Annotated in this window: 2 protein-coding genes; both read right to left on the bottom strand. The window is 70.2% G+C overall.

Annotation, left to right across the window (positions count from 1 at the left end; translation table 11 throughout):
- Positions 1 to 8: 8 nt before the first annotated feature.
- Complete coding sequence (locus D892_RS0120035; RefSeq protein ID WP_024802961.1) at positions 9 to 10,766, bottom strand: type I polyketide synthase; 10,758 nt, start codon at positions 10,764 to 10,766, stop codon at positions 9 to 11.
- Complete coding sequence (locus D892_RS0120030; RefSeq protein ID WP_024802960.1) at positions 10,763 to 17,236, bottom strand: type I polyketide synthase; 6,474 nt, start codon at positions 17,234 to 17,236, stop codon at positions 10,763 to 10,765. The genes D892_RS0120035 and D892_RS0120030 overlap by 4 nt, the downstream gene beginning before the upstream one ends.
- Positions 17,237 to 17,320 lie beyond the last annotated feature (84 nt).

Raw genomic sequence — 17,320 nt, 5'->3', positions numbered from 1 at the left:
GTTCCTCGTCATGCCTCGCCGAACTCAGCATCGATCAGCTGGAAAACCTCATCCGCCGTGCCGGCCGCCTCGATCCGGGCGCTGGTGTGCTCGCCGCCCGCGGTCGTCGTGGCGAGCAGCGCGCGCAGGCGGGCGGCCACGCGTTCCTTCTCGACGTCGGTGCTCGCGGCCAGCAGGTCCTCGAGCTTGGTCAATTCCCGGTCGATCGGTGGTTCCGCGGCGCCGCCGCCGATCTCGGCAAGAAGTAGCCGGGCGACGGCCTCCGGTGTCGGGTGGTCGAAAATGAGTGTCGCGGGCAACCGCACCCCACACAGGCGGCCGAGCCGGTTGCGCAGTTCGACCGCGCCGAGTGAGTCGAATCCGATCGCCTGGAAGGCCCGATCCGGATCGATGTCCGCGGCGGAGCCGTGCCCGAGCACACCCGCCACCTGCGTCCGCACGAGGTCGAGCACGACCTTCGGCCGATCCGCCTCGGCGACGCCGGCCAGGTGCCGCGCCAGAGATCCGCCGCCGGACTCGGTGTCCTGCACCGAGACTCGCACCAGACCGCGCAACAAGGCGGGCAGCATGCCGGCCCGTGCCTGAGCTCGCAATGCGGCCGTGTCCAGCCGCACCGGGGCTTGTATCGCCGTGTCGAGCCGGAGGGCTTGGTCGAACAGCTCGAGTCCGAGCTCGGTCGGCAGCGCGCTCGCTCCCCTCCGTTCGAGCCGGGCGAGCTCCGGCGTGTCCAGCTCACCGGTCATCCCCGTGGCGTCGGCCCACAGTCCCCAGGCCAGCGACGTCGCGGGGAGCCCGGTGGCGCGGCGCCGGGCCGCGAGGGCGTCCAGCGCGGCGTTGGCGGCCGCGTAGTTGCCCTGGCCGGGGCTGCCGAGCAGCGCCGCGACCGACGAGAACAGCACGAATGCCGACAGCTCCAGCTCCGCGGTGAGCTCGTGCAGGTGCAGCGCCGCATCGAGTTTCGGTCGCAGCACCCCCGCCAGCCGATCGGGGGTCAATGATTCGATCAGACCGTCGTCGAGCACACCCGCCGCGTGGATCACCGCGGTGAGTGGGTGTTCGAGCGTTTCCAGCAGCCGCGCGAGCTGATCGCGGTCAGCGACATCGCAGGCGGCGACCCTGGTTCGGGCGCCGAGCGCGGCCAGCTCGGCGACCAGCTCGCCGGCACCCGCCGCGTCCGGACCACGACGGCTCACCAGCACCAGATCCCGCACGCCGTACCGCGCGACGAGGTGCTTGGCGAACAACGCGCCCAAACCGCCCGTTCCGCCGGTGATCAACACCGTCCCGTCGGGATTCAGCGCGGCCGCACCGGGTTCCGCCGACGCGCGGGCGAGCCGCGGAGCCAGCACCCGCCCCTCCCGCACCGCCAGCCGGGGTTCGTCCAGATCGACCAGCGCGCCCCAGTCCGGGGCGGTGTCGGCACCGTCGACGTCGACGAGCCGGAAGCGGCCCGGATGTTCCGACTGGGCACTGTGCACCAGACCCCACACCGTGGCCTGCGCGACGTCGGGGGCTTCCGCGCCGACCGCCGCCGCGCGCTCGGTGACGATGAACACCTTTGTGTCGGTGAGCCATTCGCTGGACATACAGCGCTGCATCAGTGCCAGCGCCCGCGTGGCGACCGCCCGTGCGGCCGCGGCTCCGTCATCGGCACCGACCGGCGTCTCGATGCCGACGACGACCGCTTCCGGGGCGGCCCTTCTGTCACCGAGCGACCGCTCCAGCTCTTCGATATCCGCGAAATGCGGTCCCACACCGGTGAGTTCGCCCAGGATCGCCACCGGAGCCTGCCGCTGCGACGGCGCGACCGCGACCCAGTCCACCTGGAACAGCGCACGCTGTCCGCTGCGTCGCGCGGCCTCGAGCTGTGCCTGATCCACGGGACGAACATCGAGGCGCTGCACGCTCGCGACCGGCAGACCGTCCTCGGTGGCGATGTCGAGGCGCAGCGAGGTGTCGCCGGCCAGCCCGATTCGTACCCGGATCCGGGTGTGGCCGATGCGCTCCAAGTGCACCCCGGACCACGCGAACGGCAGTCCGCCCGGCCCAGATTCGCCCTGGTAGAGCTTGCCGAGACCACCATGCAGCGCCGCATCGAACAGTGCCGGATGCAGGCCGAACCCTGATGCGGCACCGGCCGATTCCGGCAGCTCGAGTTCGGTGAAGACGGTATCGCCGAGCGACCAGGCCGCGCGCACGCCTCGGAACGCGGGCCCGTAATCGAAATCCGGATCGGTCAGGTGCGCGTAGGCACCCAGCCTGGCGTAGACCGAGTCGACGGTGATCTCTTCGGCCCCGGCCGGTGGCCATTGCGCGGGGAACGGCTCCGCCGGTGCCGTCGTCGCGGCCAGCCGGCCGCGCCCGTGACACGTCGCCTCCCCCGGCTCCTCGCCGGCGGACTCGGGACGCGAGAAGAGCGCGACCTCACGACGTCCGTCGGCGTCGGCCGCGCCCAGCGTGACCTGGATCTGCCGGACCGCGTCCTCCTCGAGGACCAGCGGTGCTTCGATCACCAACTCGTCCACGACCGGGCAGCCCGCCTCCCGACCGGCCGCCGATGCCAGCTCGACCAGCGCGACACCCGGTACGAGCACGAGCCCGAACACCATGTGATCGCGGGTCCACGGCTGCGCGGCGATCGATATCCGTCCGGTGAACAGCCACTCGTCGCGATCGCCGACCTGCACCGCGGCCGCGAGGATCGGGTGTTCGACCCGGCCGAGTCCGGCCGCGGTGGCATCGCCGGGCCCGGCGACCGGGGAGAGCCAGAACCGTTGCCGCTGAAACGCATACGTCGGCAGCGGGATCTTCCGTGCGCCGCTGCCCGCGTACAACGCCGGCCACTCCACGGGTATGCCGACGGTGTGCGCCTCGGCCAGTGAGAGCGCGAAGCGTGCGAGGCCGCCCTCGCCGCGGCGCAGCGAGGCGAGCACGGCAGTCCGTTCGGCGGCGCCACAGGCGTCGGCCGTCTCTTCGACGGCCATGGTCAGCACCGGATGCGGGGAGATTTCCACGAAGCAGGTCGCGCCCTGGTCGAGCAGCGCTCGCACGGCCGGCTCGAATCCGACTCGGCCACGGAGGTTGCGGTACCAGTACCCGGCATCCAGCGTCGCGGTGTCGACGAATCCGCCGACGACGGTCGAGTAGAACGGAATTCGACTCGACATCGGTGCGACCGGGCCCAGGTCGTCGAGCAGTTCGTGCTCGATGGTCTCTACCTGGGCCGAATGCGAGGCGTAATCCACCGCGACCCGCCGAGCCCGGATCTCCGCCTGCTCGCAGCCGCGCAGCAGATCGTCCATCGCGTCCGGGTCACCCGAGACCACCACGGCCGCGGGGCCGTTCACCGCGGCGACCGACACCCGGCCGGCATAGGCTCCGAGCAATTCCTCGACGCGCTCGACCGGCAGCGCGAGGGAGGCCATCCCACCCGAGCCCGCGAGCCGCCGGGCGATCGCGCGCGATCGCAGCGCCACCACCCGCGCGGCGTCTGCCCGGGACAGCGCGCCCGAGACACAGGCCGCCGCGATCTCACCCTGCGAATGGCCGACCACCGCAACCGGTTCCACACCGAGGGAGCGCCACAACCGGGCCAGGGCGACCATTACCGCGAACAGAGCGGGCTGCACCACGTCCACGCGCTCCAGCGAGGGAGCGTCGGGGGCGCCGCGCAACACGTCTCGCAGCCGCCACTCCACGAACTCCGACAACGCCTCCTCGCACGCCGCGATCTCGTCGGCGAAGACCGGGGCGGAATCGAGCAACTCCACCGCCATACCGGTCCACTGCGCGCCCTGACCGGGGAACACGAAAATCGCACGGCTGCCGAGGGTTCGGGCCTCGACCGCGTTCGCCGCGGGCTCTCCGGCCGCGACGGCCGCCAATCCGGCCAGCAGGTCGTCCCGATCGGCCGCGACCACCGCCGCGCGATGCTCCAGCTGGGCCCGCGTCGCCACGCTGGAGAGACCGAGATCCGGCAACGAAATATCGGGCCGGGCAAGCACATACGACCGCAGTCGCGCCGCCTGCGCCCGCAACGCCTGTTCGCCGCGCGCCGATACCAACACCGGTACGACCGAAGGGACCTCACCCGCGACCCGCGTGGTCGGCTCCTGTTCCGGCGCCTCCTCCAGGATCAGATGCGCGTTGGTGCCGCTGACCCCGAACGACGAGATCCCCGCACGACGCGGCCGCTCGTTCCGCGACCACTTCTGCGGCTCGGTAAGCAGCGCCACCGCTCCGGAATCCCAATCGACGTGCGGCGACGGCGAATCCACATGCAGGGTCTGCGGCAGCATGCCGTGCCGCAGTGCGAGCACCATCTTGATGACACCGGCCACGCCGGCCGCCGCCGAGGTGTGCCCGATATTCGACTTGATCGAGCCGAGCCGCAACGGGCCGCTGTCGCGTTCCTGACCGTAGGTGGCCAGCAGCGCCTGCGCCTCGATCGGATCGCCGAGCTTGGTTCCCGTCCCGTGTCCCTCGACGGCATCGACGTCCGCGGCGCCCAGGCCCGCGTTGGCGAGGGCCTGGCGGATCACCCGCTCCTGCGACGGGCCGCTCGGCGCGGTCAAACCGTTGCTCGCACCGTCCTGGTTCACCGCGCTCCCGCGCACGACCGCCAGCACGTCATGCCCGTTGCGCCGCGCATCCGAAAGACGCTCCAGCACAACCATACCCACACCGTCGGAGAATCCGGTCCCGTCCGCGCCGGCCGCGTATGACCTGCATCGGCCGTCGGGCGACACCGCCCGCTGCCGGCTGAACTCCGTCAGCAGATACGGCCCCGCCATCAACGTCACGCCGCCGGCCAGGGCCAGCGAGCACTCACCCGACCGCAGCGACCCCGCCGCCAGATGCAGCGCGACCAGTGACGAGGAGCAGGCCGTGTCCACCGACAACGTGGGCCCCTCCAGCCCGAAGGTGTAGGCGATCCGGCCCGACGCGACGCTCGTCGTGGTGCCGGTCAGCCGGTACCCTTCCAGCTCCGCCGAGCCCGGCCCACCGTAGTCCGTGGTCACGACGCCGGTGAAGACGCCGGTCTCGGTGGAGCGCAACGAGTTCGGGTCGATGCCGGCATCCTCGAGCGCCTCCCAGGACGCCTCGAGCAGCAGCCGCTGCTGCGGATCCATCGCCAGCGCCTCACGCGGACTGATCCCGAAGAACTCGGCATCGAAATCACCCGGCCGCTCCAGGAAACCACCACCACGCGTGTACACCGTCCCCGCATGATCCGGATCCGGATCGTAGAGCCGCTCCACATCCCAGCCACGGTCCTCGGGAAGTCCGCTCACCGCGTCGCGGCCCGCGGCGACCAGTTCCCACAGCTGTTCGGGCGAGTCCGCGCCACCCGGGTAGCGGCAGCTCATGCCGACGATCGCCAACGGCTCGTCCGCCGCTGTTCGTCCGTGCCGAGTGATCTTCGGCGACCGGGTCACCGCGCCGCCGACTTCGGCGAGGATCAGCCGTGCGACCGCCGCCGGCGTCGGGTGGTCGAAGACCAGCGTGGCGGGCAGCCGCACACCGGTGGACTGGGCCAGCCGATTGCGCAGCTCGACGGCACCGAGGGAATCGAAGCCGAGATCCTTGAACGCGCGAGCGGTATCGACGGTACTCGCGACGGCATATCCGAGCACGACGGCAACCTGTGCCCGCACCAGATCGAGGACGACACGTTCCCGATCGGCCTCCGGAACCTCCGAAAGCCGCTGCGCCAGTGACCCGCTCGCATCGGCGCGGCGGGCGGGTACCCGGACGAGCCCACGCAGCGGGGCCGGCAGCAGACCGCTCCGCGCCTGGGTACGCAGTGCGGCCGCCTCCAGGTGCACCGGCACCAGCGCTGCCGACCCCGAGCGCAGTGCCTGGTCGAACAGCGCGAGCCCCAGCTCGGTCGACAGGGCACCGACGCCGGCGCGTTCGAGCCGTGCCAGATCGGCCTCGTCGAGGGCGCCCGTCATGCCGCCCGTCTCGGCCCACCGCCCCCACGCCAGCGAGGTTGCCGGCAGCCCGGCGCTATGGCGTTGTGCGGCAAGGGCATCCAGGGCGGCATTGGCAGCGGCGTAGTTGCCCTGCCCGGGGCCGCCGAGCAGCGCCGCGACGGAGGAGAACAGCACGAATGCCGACAGCTCCAGGTCGGCGGTGAGCTCGTGTAGGTGCAGCGCCGCATCGAGTTTCGGGCGCAGTACCCGGTCGAGCTGGGCGGGGGTCAGCGATTCGACGAGGCCGTCGTCGAGCAGCCCCGCCGCGTGCACGATCGCGGTGAGCGGCCGGTCCAGCGAGCCGAGCAGCGCCGCCAGCTGGTCTCGATCGGCGACATCGCAGGCGGCGACACGGATCCGGGCACCCAGCGTCGTCAACTCGGCGATCAACTGGTCGACACCCTCGGCTTCGGTACCGCGACGGCTGACCAGCAGGAGCCGCCGCGCCCCGTGGGCCTGCACGAGATGCCGGGCGAACACCGCAGCCAAACCTCCGGCGCCACCGGTGATCAGCACGGTGCCGTCGGGGTCGAGCGGGAACGGCGCGGTCACCGTCGAGTCGGCCCGCTCGAGGCGGGGTGCCAGCACCCGTCCCGCCCGCACCGCAAGTTGTGGCTCGTCAGCACCGATCAGCGCGGCCCAGCCGGGTTCCTGCTCGTCCACGTCGACGAGCAGGAACCTGCCCGGGTGTTCGGACTGGGCACTACGCACCAGTCCCGACACCGCGGCCTGGGCGATATCCGGGATCTCACCGTCGAGGGCGACCGCTCGCCGAGTTGCCACCACGAGCGGAGTATCGGCGGGCCACGAACCGGCCAGCCAGCGCTGTAGCAGCTCCAGGACACCGGCCGTGACCGTCCGAGTCCGGTCGGCGGTACCGGCGGCCGCCGGCGTCTCGACGACGGCGACGACGGCCTCGGGCGCCGCGGCCCCGTCCGCCATCGCACGTTCGAGCGCATCGAGATCGGCGTAGCGGTCACCGGTAGCGATCTGCGCCCCGAGCACCGCGATCCGTTTCGGATCGCCCCCGGCAACGACCTCGGACCACCCGACGACATACAGGGGGCGCAGATTACGCTGCGCCCCTTCAATTTTTGCCTGTTCGACGGGCCGGACCGCGATCGACCGCAGCGAGACCACCGGTTGCCCGGCCTCATCGACAGCATCGAGTCGGAGCGCGGAATCGCCGGTCGCCACGGCGCGCACGCGTAGCCGGGACACACCCCGGCGGTCGAGCTGTACACCGGTCCAGCTGAAGGGCATTCGGTGTTCGTCGCCGCGATCGGTGAGGAGGATGACGCCGCTCTGCAGCGCGGCATCGAAAAGCGCGGGGTGGATACCGAATCCACCGCCGGTGTCGTCGGGAAGGGCCACCTCGGCATAGGTCTGGTCACCGTCACGCCACGCGGCCCGCACCCCTTGGAAGAGGGGGCCGTAGTCGTAGCCGATCTCGCCGAGGCGCTCGTAGAGCGCGTCGACGGCGAGCGGTTCCGCCTCGGCGGGTGGCCATTCCGTCGGCCAGGCCAGGGCCGGGTCCGGGTCGACGCCGAGGATGCCACGCGCATGACAGGTCACGTCGTGCTCGTCACCTTCCCCCGGGCGTGAGTAGACGGCTACCTCGCGGCGGCCGTCCTCGCCGGCCGCGCCGACGGTGACCTGTACCTGCCGTACCGAACTGTCGTCCAGCAGGAGTGGTGCCTCGAGGATCAATTCGTCCAGTACCGGGCATCCGACCTGCCGGCCCGCAGCCAATGCCAGCTCCACCAGACCCGTGCCAGGCATAACGATCGTGCCCAGGAGCAGATGTTCGGCGATCCACGGTTGCGTTTCGGTGGACAGGCGGCCGGTGAACACCCATTCGTCACGATCCCCGATGGTGATCGCGGCGGCCAGCAGCGGATGCTCGAATCGGCCGATACCCGCGGCCGTGGCGTCGCCGGAGCCACTGTTCGGCGCGAGCCAGTACCGTTGTCGTTGGAATGCGTAGGTGGGCAACGAGATCCGCTGCGCACCCGAACCCGCATAAAACCCGGGCCAATCCACACCCACACCAGCCACATGCAACCGACCCAGAACACCCGCGAACGCCTCCTGCTCGGACTGCCGCGCCCGCAACACCGGCACCACCAACACATCCTCACGACCCTCCAGCGACTGCCCCGCCATCGCCGTCAACACCGCATCCGGACCCACCTCCACAAACCGGCGCACACCCAACCCATACAGCGTGTCCACACCGTCACCGAACCGCACCGCCCGCCGCACATGCCCCACCCAATACCCCGGATCAGCCATCTCCTCACCCGCCAACCCACCAGACACGTTCGACACCACCGCAACCCGCGCCACACCGAACTCCACACCCCGCACCACCCGCTCGAACTCCTCGAGCATCGGCTCCATCAAATACGAATGAAACGCATGACTCACCCGCAACCGCGACGTCCTCCGGCCCTCCCACAAGGGCAGCCACTCCTCGATCGCGTTCGCATCACCCGACACCACCACCGCGCGGGGACCGTTCACCGCCGCCACATCCAACCGGCCCGCAAACCTCGCCAGCGACTCCACAACCTCACCCTCGGTCGCCTCCACCGCCACCATCGCACCCCCCACCGGCAACGCACCCATCAACCGGCCACGCGCCACCACCAACTCACACGCATCAGACAACGACAAAACACCCGCCACATGCGCGGCGGCGATCTCTCCCACCGAATGACCCATCATGTAATCCGGCCGCACACCCACCGACTCCAGCAACCGGAACAACGCCACCTCGACCGCGAACAACACCACCTGCGTGTATCCCGTCTTGTCCAGCAGACCCGCTTCGACCGAATCCGGTTCCGCCGACATCAATTCCCGCACCGAACGACCCACCCGCGGATCCAGGTGCTCACACACCTCATCCAACGCGGACGCAAACACCGGAAATGCCTGCGCCAGTTCGACACCCATCCCGGCCCGCTGGGCTCCTTGACCGGTGAACAGAAACGCTGTCTTCCCCGGCACCGGGCCGCCCTCGGACACACCCGAAACCGGCTCACCCTCCGCGAGCGCGGCCAGCCCCGCCAGCAACTCCGCACGACCGGACGCCACCACCACGGCGCGATACTCCAACTGAGCCCGCGTGGATACCGCCGACCACCCCACATCCAGCACCGAAACCTCCGGCCGCCCAACCAGAAACGACCGCAACCGCGCCGCCTGTCCCCGCAACCCCGCCACCGACCGACCCGACACCACCACCGGCACAGACCCCTCAACCACCGGAGCCGCCTGCACCGGCACAGTCCCCTCCACCGGCACCACCGACCGCGACACCGGCAGGCCGACCTCCTCGACCGGAGCATTCACCAACGCAGCCGCTTCGGTCGGCCCAGATCCCTCCAGAGACCCCGTCACCGGAGCCTCCTCCAAGATCACATGCGCATTCGTGCCACTGATCCCGAACGACGACACCGCCGCCCGCCGCGGCCGCCCGTTCGACGGCCACACCTGCGGCTCGGTCAACAACTCGACCTGCCCGGAATCCCAATCCACGTGCGGCGACGGCACATTCGCGTGCAGCGTCGCGGGCAACACCTCGTGCCGCAACGCCTGCACCATCTTGATCACCCCGGCTATACCCGCAGCCGCGGAGGTGTGGCCGATATTGGACTTGATCGACCCCAACCGCAACGGCCCGGCGGTACGCTCACGCCCGTACGTCGCCAGCAACGCACGCGCCTCGATCGGATCACCGAGCTGGGTGCCCGTGCCATGCCCCTCCACCGCGTCGACCTCGGCGGCACTCAGTCCCGCGTTGGCCAGCGCGGCACGGATCACCCGCTCCTGCGACGGACCATTCGGCGCGGTAAGACCATTACTCGCACCATCCTGATTCACCGCACTCCCACGCACCACCGCAAGCACCTGATGACCATTACGCCGAGCATCCGAAAGACGCTCCAACACAACAAGACCCACACCATCGGAGAACCCGGTCCCATCCGCGGCCGCCGCGTACGCCTTGCACCGGCCGTCGGGCGCGAGACCACGCTGCCTACTGAACTCGACGAACAGAAACGGCCCGGCGAGCACGGTGACGCCGCCGACCAGTGCCAGCGAGCACTCCCCCGAGCGCAGCGCCTGCGATGCCAGGTGCAGCGCCGTCAGCGACGAGGAGCACGCGGTGTCCACGGTGACGGCCGGCCCCTCCAGTCCGAGGCTGTAGGCGATCCGGCCCGACACCACGCTGCCCTGGGTGCCGGTCAAGCGGTATCCCTCCAACTCCGGCGGCATCGCCCCGCCGTAGTCGGAGGTCACCGCCCCGATGAAGGCACCGGTATCGCTGCCGCGCAACGTGATCGGATCGATCCCCGCGTCCTCCAGCGCTTCCCACGCGGTCTCCAGCAGCAACCGCTGGGCGGGGTCGACGGCCAGCGCCTCACGCGGGCTGATCCCGAAGAACTCCGCGTCGAAATCGCCTACCCCGTCGATGAATCCACCGCGTTGCGCGGTCAGCGTGCCCAGTTGCTCGGGATCGGGATCGTAGAGCCGTTCGAGATCCCAGCCGCGATCGGTCGGCAGCGGCGACATCGCGTCGCGTCCCGCCGCTACCAGCTCCCACAGTTGCTCCGGCGAATCGGCGCCGCCCGGGTACCGGCAGCTCATCCCGACGATCGCCAACGGCTCGGCGGCGTTGTCCTCCAGTTCGCGCACCCTGCGGTTGGCCGTGCGCAGCTCGGCGGTCACCCGCCGCAGGTAAGTGCGGAGTTTCTGCTCGTCCGTGTGTTCGGTCATGCCGATCCGAGCTCCCTGTCGATCAATGCGTACATCTCGTTGTCCGACGCCACGTCGAGATCGTCGGCATCGTCGTCGGTGTCGATGCCATAACCGTTGGTCCCGTTCAGCAGCGAGCGCAGCCGATTACCCAGCACGCGCAGCCGGGGCTCGAGCTCGACCAACTGCTGTTCGTCGCTCGCCACCGCGCCCAGCGCGGTCTCCAGGTGCCGCAGTGCGTCGTCGAGCGGCGAAGAAACGGGTTCCGCGACACCACCGCCGTGCTCGGCGAGCAAGAGCCGCGCCACCGCCGTCGGAGTCGGGTAGTCGAAGATCAAGGTCGCAGGCAACCGGGTACCCGTGGCCTGGGTGAGACGGTTGCGCAGTTCGACCGCGGCCAGTGAGTCGAACCCGAGGTTCTTGAACGCGCGCTCGGCATCGATCGCCGATCCGGATGCGTGCCCGAGCACGGCCGCGACCTGCGTCTGCACGATCTCGAGCACGACCTGCTCGCGATCGTCCGCCGCAACTCCAGCCAGCCGCTGCGCCAGCGACCCGCCACCGGACTGCGTGCGCCGAGGCCGGTCACGCACCAACCCGCGCAGCAGCGCGGGTAACAACCCGGACCGTGCCTGCGACCGCAGCGCGGCCGGATCCAGCCGGACCGGGGCCAGCAGGGCCGCCTCGGTGCCGACCGATCGGTCGAACAGCTCGAGTCCGAGTTCGGCCGGCAGCGCACCGACACCGGTGCGCTCCATGCGCGCCAGATCCGCCTCGGTGAGCTCGCCCGTCATCCCGGTGGCGTCGGCCCACAGGCCCCAGGCCAGCGAGAGGGCGGGCAGGCCCGCGGCCTGCCTGCGTTCCGCGAGCGCGTCGACGGCGGAGTTGGCCGCGGCATAGTTGGCCTGACCCGGGTTGCCGAGCAGCGCGGCGGCCGAGGAGAACAGCACGAACGCCGAGAGGTCCAGCTCCGCGGTGAGCTCGTGCAAGTGCAGTGCCGCATCGAGTTTCGGGCGCAGCACTCGTTCGAGCTGGGCGGGGGTCATCGACTCGACCAGGCTGTCGTCGAGCACGCCCGCGGTGTGGATCACCGCGGTCAGCGGCCGCGTCACCGATCGCAGCAGTGCGGCGAGCTGATCTCGATCGGAGACGTCGCAGGCTTCCACCCGCACCCTCGCGCCGAGTTCCGCGAGTTCGGTGACCAACTCGTCGACCCCCTCGGCCGCCGCACCGCGACGACTGACCAGCAGCAACTCCCGAGCACCGTGACGGGCGACCAGATGCTTGGCGAACAGTGCGCCCAAACCTCCGGTGCCGCCGGTGATCAGGACGGTTCCGGCCGGATCCGGTGGCGCGGGAACGGTCAGCACCACCTTGCCGACGTTGCGGCCCTCACGCAGGTAGCGGAACGCCTCGTGGCCGCGTCGCACGTCCCAGGCCTGGATCGGCGACGGCGTGAGCACGCCCTGTTCGAACAACCCGACTATCTCGGTCAGCATCCGCTGGATCCGCTCCGGACCCGCCTCGATCAGGTCGTAGGACCGGTACCGCACGTCGGCATGGTCGCGGGCGACCACCTCCGGATCGCGGATATCGGTCTTGCCCATCTCGATGAACCGGCCGCCCCGGGGCAGCAGTTCCAGGGTGGCATCGACGAATCGGCCTGCCAGCGAGTTGAGTATCACGTCGACACCGGCGCCGTCGGTCGCCCGCAGCACGGCATCACGAAAGTCCAGGTCTCGCGACGAGAAGATCCGCTCATCGGCAATCCCCAAGGCGCGCACCGCATCCCGCTTGGGCGTGCTCGCCGTGGCGAACACCTCGGCGCCGAAGTGCTGGGCCAGTTGCACCGCCGCCATGCCGACGCCACCGGCGGCGGCGTGCACCAGCAGTCGCTCGCCCGCCCGCAGACCGGCGAGATCGACGAGACCGTAGTAAGCGGTCAGATACACCACGGGAACCGCCGCCGCCTCGGTGAAGGAAAAGCACCGCGGCACCGGCACGATCGTGCGCCGGTCGGCCACCGCGATCGGGGCGAATGCGTCGGGGATCAAGCCGAATACGCGGTCACCCGGGGCGAGATCGCCGACACCGGAACCGACTTCGAGCACCACACCCGCGGCCTCGCTGCCGAGCGGCGCATCACCGGGGTACATGCCGAGTGCGATGAGAACGTCACGAAAGTTCAGTCCCGCCGCACGGATACCGATCCGAACCTCGTCGGCGCCCAGGGGCCGTCCGCCGTCGGCGGGCACGATCGCCAGATTCTCCAGCGACCCCTTGCCCGTGGTCGACAACCGCCACGGCGCCTCGGTTTCCGCCAGGCCGGCTCTGGCGAGCCGGGGCGCGAGTAACGCGCCGTCACGGACAGCGAGCTGCGGTTCGTCCAGTTCGAGAAGGGCACTCCAGTCCGGTTCGTCGCCGTCGTCGAGGTCCACGAGCAACAACCGGTCCGGGTGCTCGGATTGCGCACTGTGTACCAGTCCCCAGATCGCGGACTGGGTGATGTCCGGCATCCGTGCGCCGGCCGCGACCGCGTTGCGTGTCACCACGACGAGTCTGATGCCGGCGAGCCGTTCGCTCGCCAGCAGACGCTGCGTCAGCTCGAGCATATGCGTGGTGCCGGTGTGCGCGCGGACCACCGCGGAACCGTCGTCGTTCGCCGGTACCGACACGAGGACCGCGTCCGGCGTTGCCGCCCCCTCCGCGATGCTCCGCTCCAGACTGTCCGGATCGGTGAACCGCGCACCCGCGCACGCACATTCGCCCAATACCACGATCTCCGCCGGCGGCGATGCCGGTGCGGTCACCGTGACCCAGTCGAGCTGGAACAAGGAGTCCTGCTCACCGTTCGCCGCGCGGCCGAGCTGATCGGCGTGCGTCGCGCGAAGGGTGAGGGCATCGACCGCCAGCACCGGAGCCCCGGTGGCATCGACGATATCGACGCGTACCGCGGATTCGCCTGCGGCACTGATCCTTACCCACACTCGGTCGGCGCCGGACTGCCCGAGTCGCACTCCCGACCACGAGAACGGCAACTCCGGCGCCGAGTTCGCGTCCTTGTCCACCATCGCGCAATGCAATGCCGCGTCGAACAGCGCAGGATGGATGCCGAAGCCACCGCCTCCGGCGTCTTCGGGCAACGACACCTCGGCGTAGACCTCGTTACCGCTGCGCCAGGCCGCTCCGACGCCTTGGAACAGGGGTCCGTAGTCCAGCCCGATATCGGCGAGCCGCGCGTAGAAAGCCGCCACGGCAACAGGTTCCGCGCCGAGCGGCGGCCACTGCCGCGGGAAGGGCTCGGGCGGCGGCGCATCCGTGGCCAACCAGCCGCGCGCGTGCCTGGTCACCTCCGGCGCCTCCGCTTCCGCAAGCTCGGGGTGAGAATAGATCGCGACCTCACGACGTCCGTCCGCGTCTGCCGGGCCGATGGTGATCTGGATGCGCTGGGCAGTCTCGTCGCCGAGGACCAGGGGCGCCTCGAGCACCAGTTCGTCCAACACCGGGCAGCCCACCTCCGCGGCGGCCGTCAGGGTCGACTCGACCAGCGCGGCGCCGGGCACGAGCACCGTCCCGAACACCGCGTGATCGCGCGTCCACGGATGGGTCTGCTGCGAGATACGGCCGGTGAACACCCATTCGTCCCGATCGCCGACCCGTACCGCGGCGACGAGAATCGGATGCTCGACCCGGCCGAGCCCCGCCGCGCCGACGTCGCCCGCCGCCGCACCGGGCAGCAGCCAGAATCGGCTCCGCTGAAACGCGTACGTCGGCAGAGCGACCCGTGCCGCGCCGGTCTCGGCGAAGTACCCCGGCCAGTCCACCGCGATACCGGCGGTATGCACCTCGGACAACGAGAGCGCGAAGCGCTCGGGACCGCCCTCGTCGCGACGCAACGACCCGACCACCGCGATCCGGCCCGCACTGCCCGTGGTCTGCACCGTTTCGTCGACGGCCATCGTCAGCACCGGATGCGGGGAGATCTCGACGAAGCAATTCGTCCGGTTGTCCGCCAAGGCACGGATCGCCGGTTCGAAACCGACGCGACCGCGCAGATTCCGGTACCAGTACCCGGCATCCAGCGTCGCGGTGTCGATGAACTCACCGACCACGGTGGAGTAGAACGGGATTCGACCCGTTGCCGGTTCCACCGTGGCCAGCAGTTCGATCAGCTCCTGTTCGATGGACTCGACCTGAGCCGAATGCGAGGCATAGTCCACAGCCACCCGGCGAGCCCGGACCTCGGTGCGGTCACAGGTGGCAAGCAGCTCATCCAATGCCTGGGTCTCCCCCGAAACAACCACGGCGGCAGGGCCGTTCACCGCAGCGACGGACACTCGACCGCCGTAGGGCTCGATCAATTCCTCGACCCGTTCGACCGCGAGCGCGATCGACGCCATCCCACCCGCGCCCGCCAGCTGCTCCCCGATCAACCGCGAGCGCAGCGCCACCACCCGGGCGGCATCGTCCAGCGACAACGCGCCCGCAACATAGGCCGCCGCGATCTCACCCTGCGAATGCCCCACCACCGCAACCGGTTCCACGCCCTGCGAGCGCCACAGCCGGGCAAGCGCGACCATCACCGAGAACAGGGCGGGCTGAACGACATCGACCCGGTCCAGCGACGGTGCGCCGGGCATACCGCGCAGCACGTCGCCGAGCCGCCAATCGACATGGCGCGACAGCGCCGCTTCGCATGCGGCGATCTCCTCGGCGAACACCGGAGCCGACGCCAGTAGTTCCACCGCCATACCCACCCACTGCGCACCCTGCCCCGGAAATACGAAAACAGCTTTGCCACCGGCCGCCTGTCCCATGACCACGTTCGACGCAGGGTCACCGCTGGACAGCGCGCGCAGTCCGCTCAGCAACGATCCGCGATCGGTGGCCACCACCGCGGCCCGACGGTCGAGCTGAGCACGTGTCGTGACCTGCGAGAATCCGACGTCCAGCAACGACACCTCCGGTCGGGCGATCAGGTACGCCCGCAGCCGATCCGCCTGCGCCCGCAGCGCCGCCTCCCCGCGCGCCGAGATCAGCACCGGAACCACGCTCAACGGTCGTTCGCCCGGCGTCGCGGCCGGCGCACCGAGTTCCGGCGGCGCCTCCTCCAAAATCAGGTGCGCGTTCGTGCCGCCGATCCCGAACGACGAAACACCCGCCCGTCGCACCCGGCCGTTCCGCGACCACTTGCGCGCTTCGGTCAGCAACTCGATCTCGCCCGCGTCCCACTCCACATGCGGCGACGGCGAATCCACGTGCAGGGTCGGCGGCAACGTCTCGTGCCGCATGGCCATGACCATCTTGATCATGCTCGCGACGCCTGCCGCGGCCTGCGTATGCCCGATATTCGACTTGACCGAACCGAGCCGCAGCGGACCGTTCGACCGCTCCCGGCCGTAGGTCGCCAGCAGTGCCTCCACCTCGATCGGATCGCCCAGCGTGGTGCCGGTGCCGTGTCCGTCCACCGCATCGATGTCGGCGGCACGCAGCCCGGAATTGGCCAGTGCCCGGCGGATCACCCGCTCCTGCGAGGGGCCGTTCGGCGCGGTCAGCCCGTTGCTCGCACCGTCCTGGTTCACCGCGCTGCCGCGGACCACCGCAAGCACCCGGTGCCCATGTCGTCGGGCATCCGAAAGACGCTCCAGCACGAGCAGGCCCGCCCCTTCGCCCCACCCGACACCATCGGCGGCGGCGGCGTAGGACTTACACCGGCCGTCCGGTGAGATCCCGCGCTGCCGACTGAACTCCACGAAAATGTTCGGCCGGGCCAGAACGGTCACGCCACCGGCGACGGCCAGCGAGCAATCCCCGGCCCGCAACGCTGTACACGCCTGATCGATCGCCACCAGCGAGGCCGAGCACGCCGTGTCCACGCTGACGGCAGGTCCCTCGAAGCCGAAGGTGTAACTGATCCGACCCGCGGCCACGCTGGCCGCGGAGGCGATCATCAGGTAGCCCTCGATCTCCGGCCGCCGGTCGCTGAGCCCCGCACCGAACTGGTAGTCCGCGTACATGAGACCGCAGAAAACGCCGGTATCGGTACCGGACAACGACATCGGGTCGATGCCCGCATCCTCGAGCGCCTCCCAGGTGCCCTCCAGCAGCAGCCGCTGCTGCGGGTCCATGACCAGCGCCTCGCGGGGGCTCACCCCGAAGAAGTCCGCATCGAAATCCCCTGCCCCGTCGACGAATCCGCCCTCGCGGGTGTACGCGGTTCCGGGGTGGTCCGGATCCGGGTGGTACAGCCGCTCCAGATCCCAGCCGCGATCGCCGGGAAACGGGGACAGTGCGTCGCGGCCACCGGCGACGAGCTCCCACAGCTCCTCCGGTGAGCCGACCCCGCCCGGGAATCGGCAGCTCATGCCGACGATCGCCAACGGCTCACTCGCCCGGTCCAGCAACTGCTGGTTCTGCCGCCGCAGCCGCTCGGTCTCCCTGATCGACCTCCGGAGGGCTCCGACGATGTCGTTGTTCTGATCGGCGGCCATGGCCCCACTCCTCCAACGTTCCGGCCCGACGCATGTACAGACCCGTCACGGGCACCGCCGGATACACCCGTCCCGCGTGGCGCA

The sequence above is a fragment of the Nocardia sp. BMG51109 genome, from assembly GCF_000526215.1.
In the GTDB taxonomy this organism is placed as follows: domain Bacteria; phylum Actinomycetota; class Actinomycetes; order Mycobacteriales; family Mycobacteriaceae; genus Nocardia.
This window is presented reverse-complemented; position numbering and strand designations above follow the sequence as displayed.

Excerpts from the sequence above, each read along its gene's own strand:
- D892_RS0120035 (WP_024802961.1), bottom strand. The coding sequence starts at position 10,766 with ATGACCGAACACACGGACGAGCAGAAACTCCGCACTTACCTGCGGCGG.
- D892_RS0120030 (WP_024802960.1), bottom strand. The coding sequence starts at position 17,236 with ATGGCCGCCGATCAGAACAACGACATCGTCGGAGCCCTCCGGAGGTCG.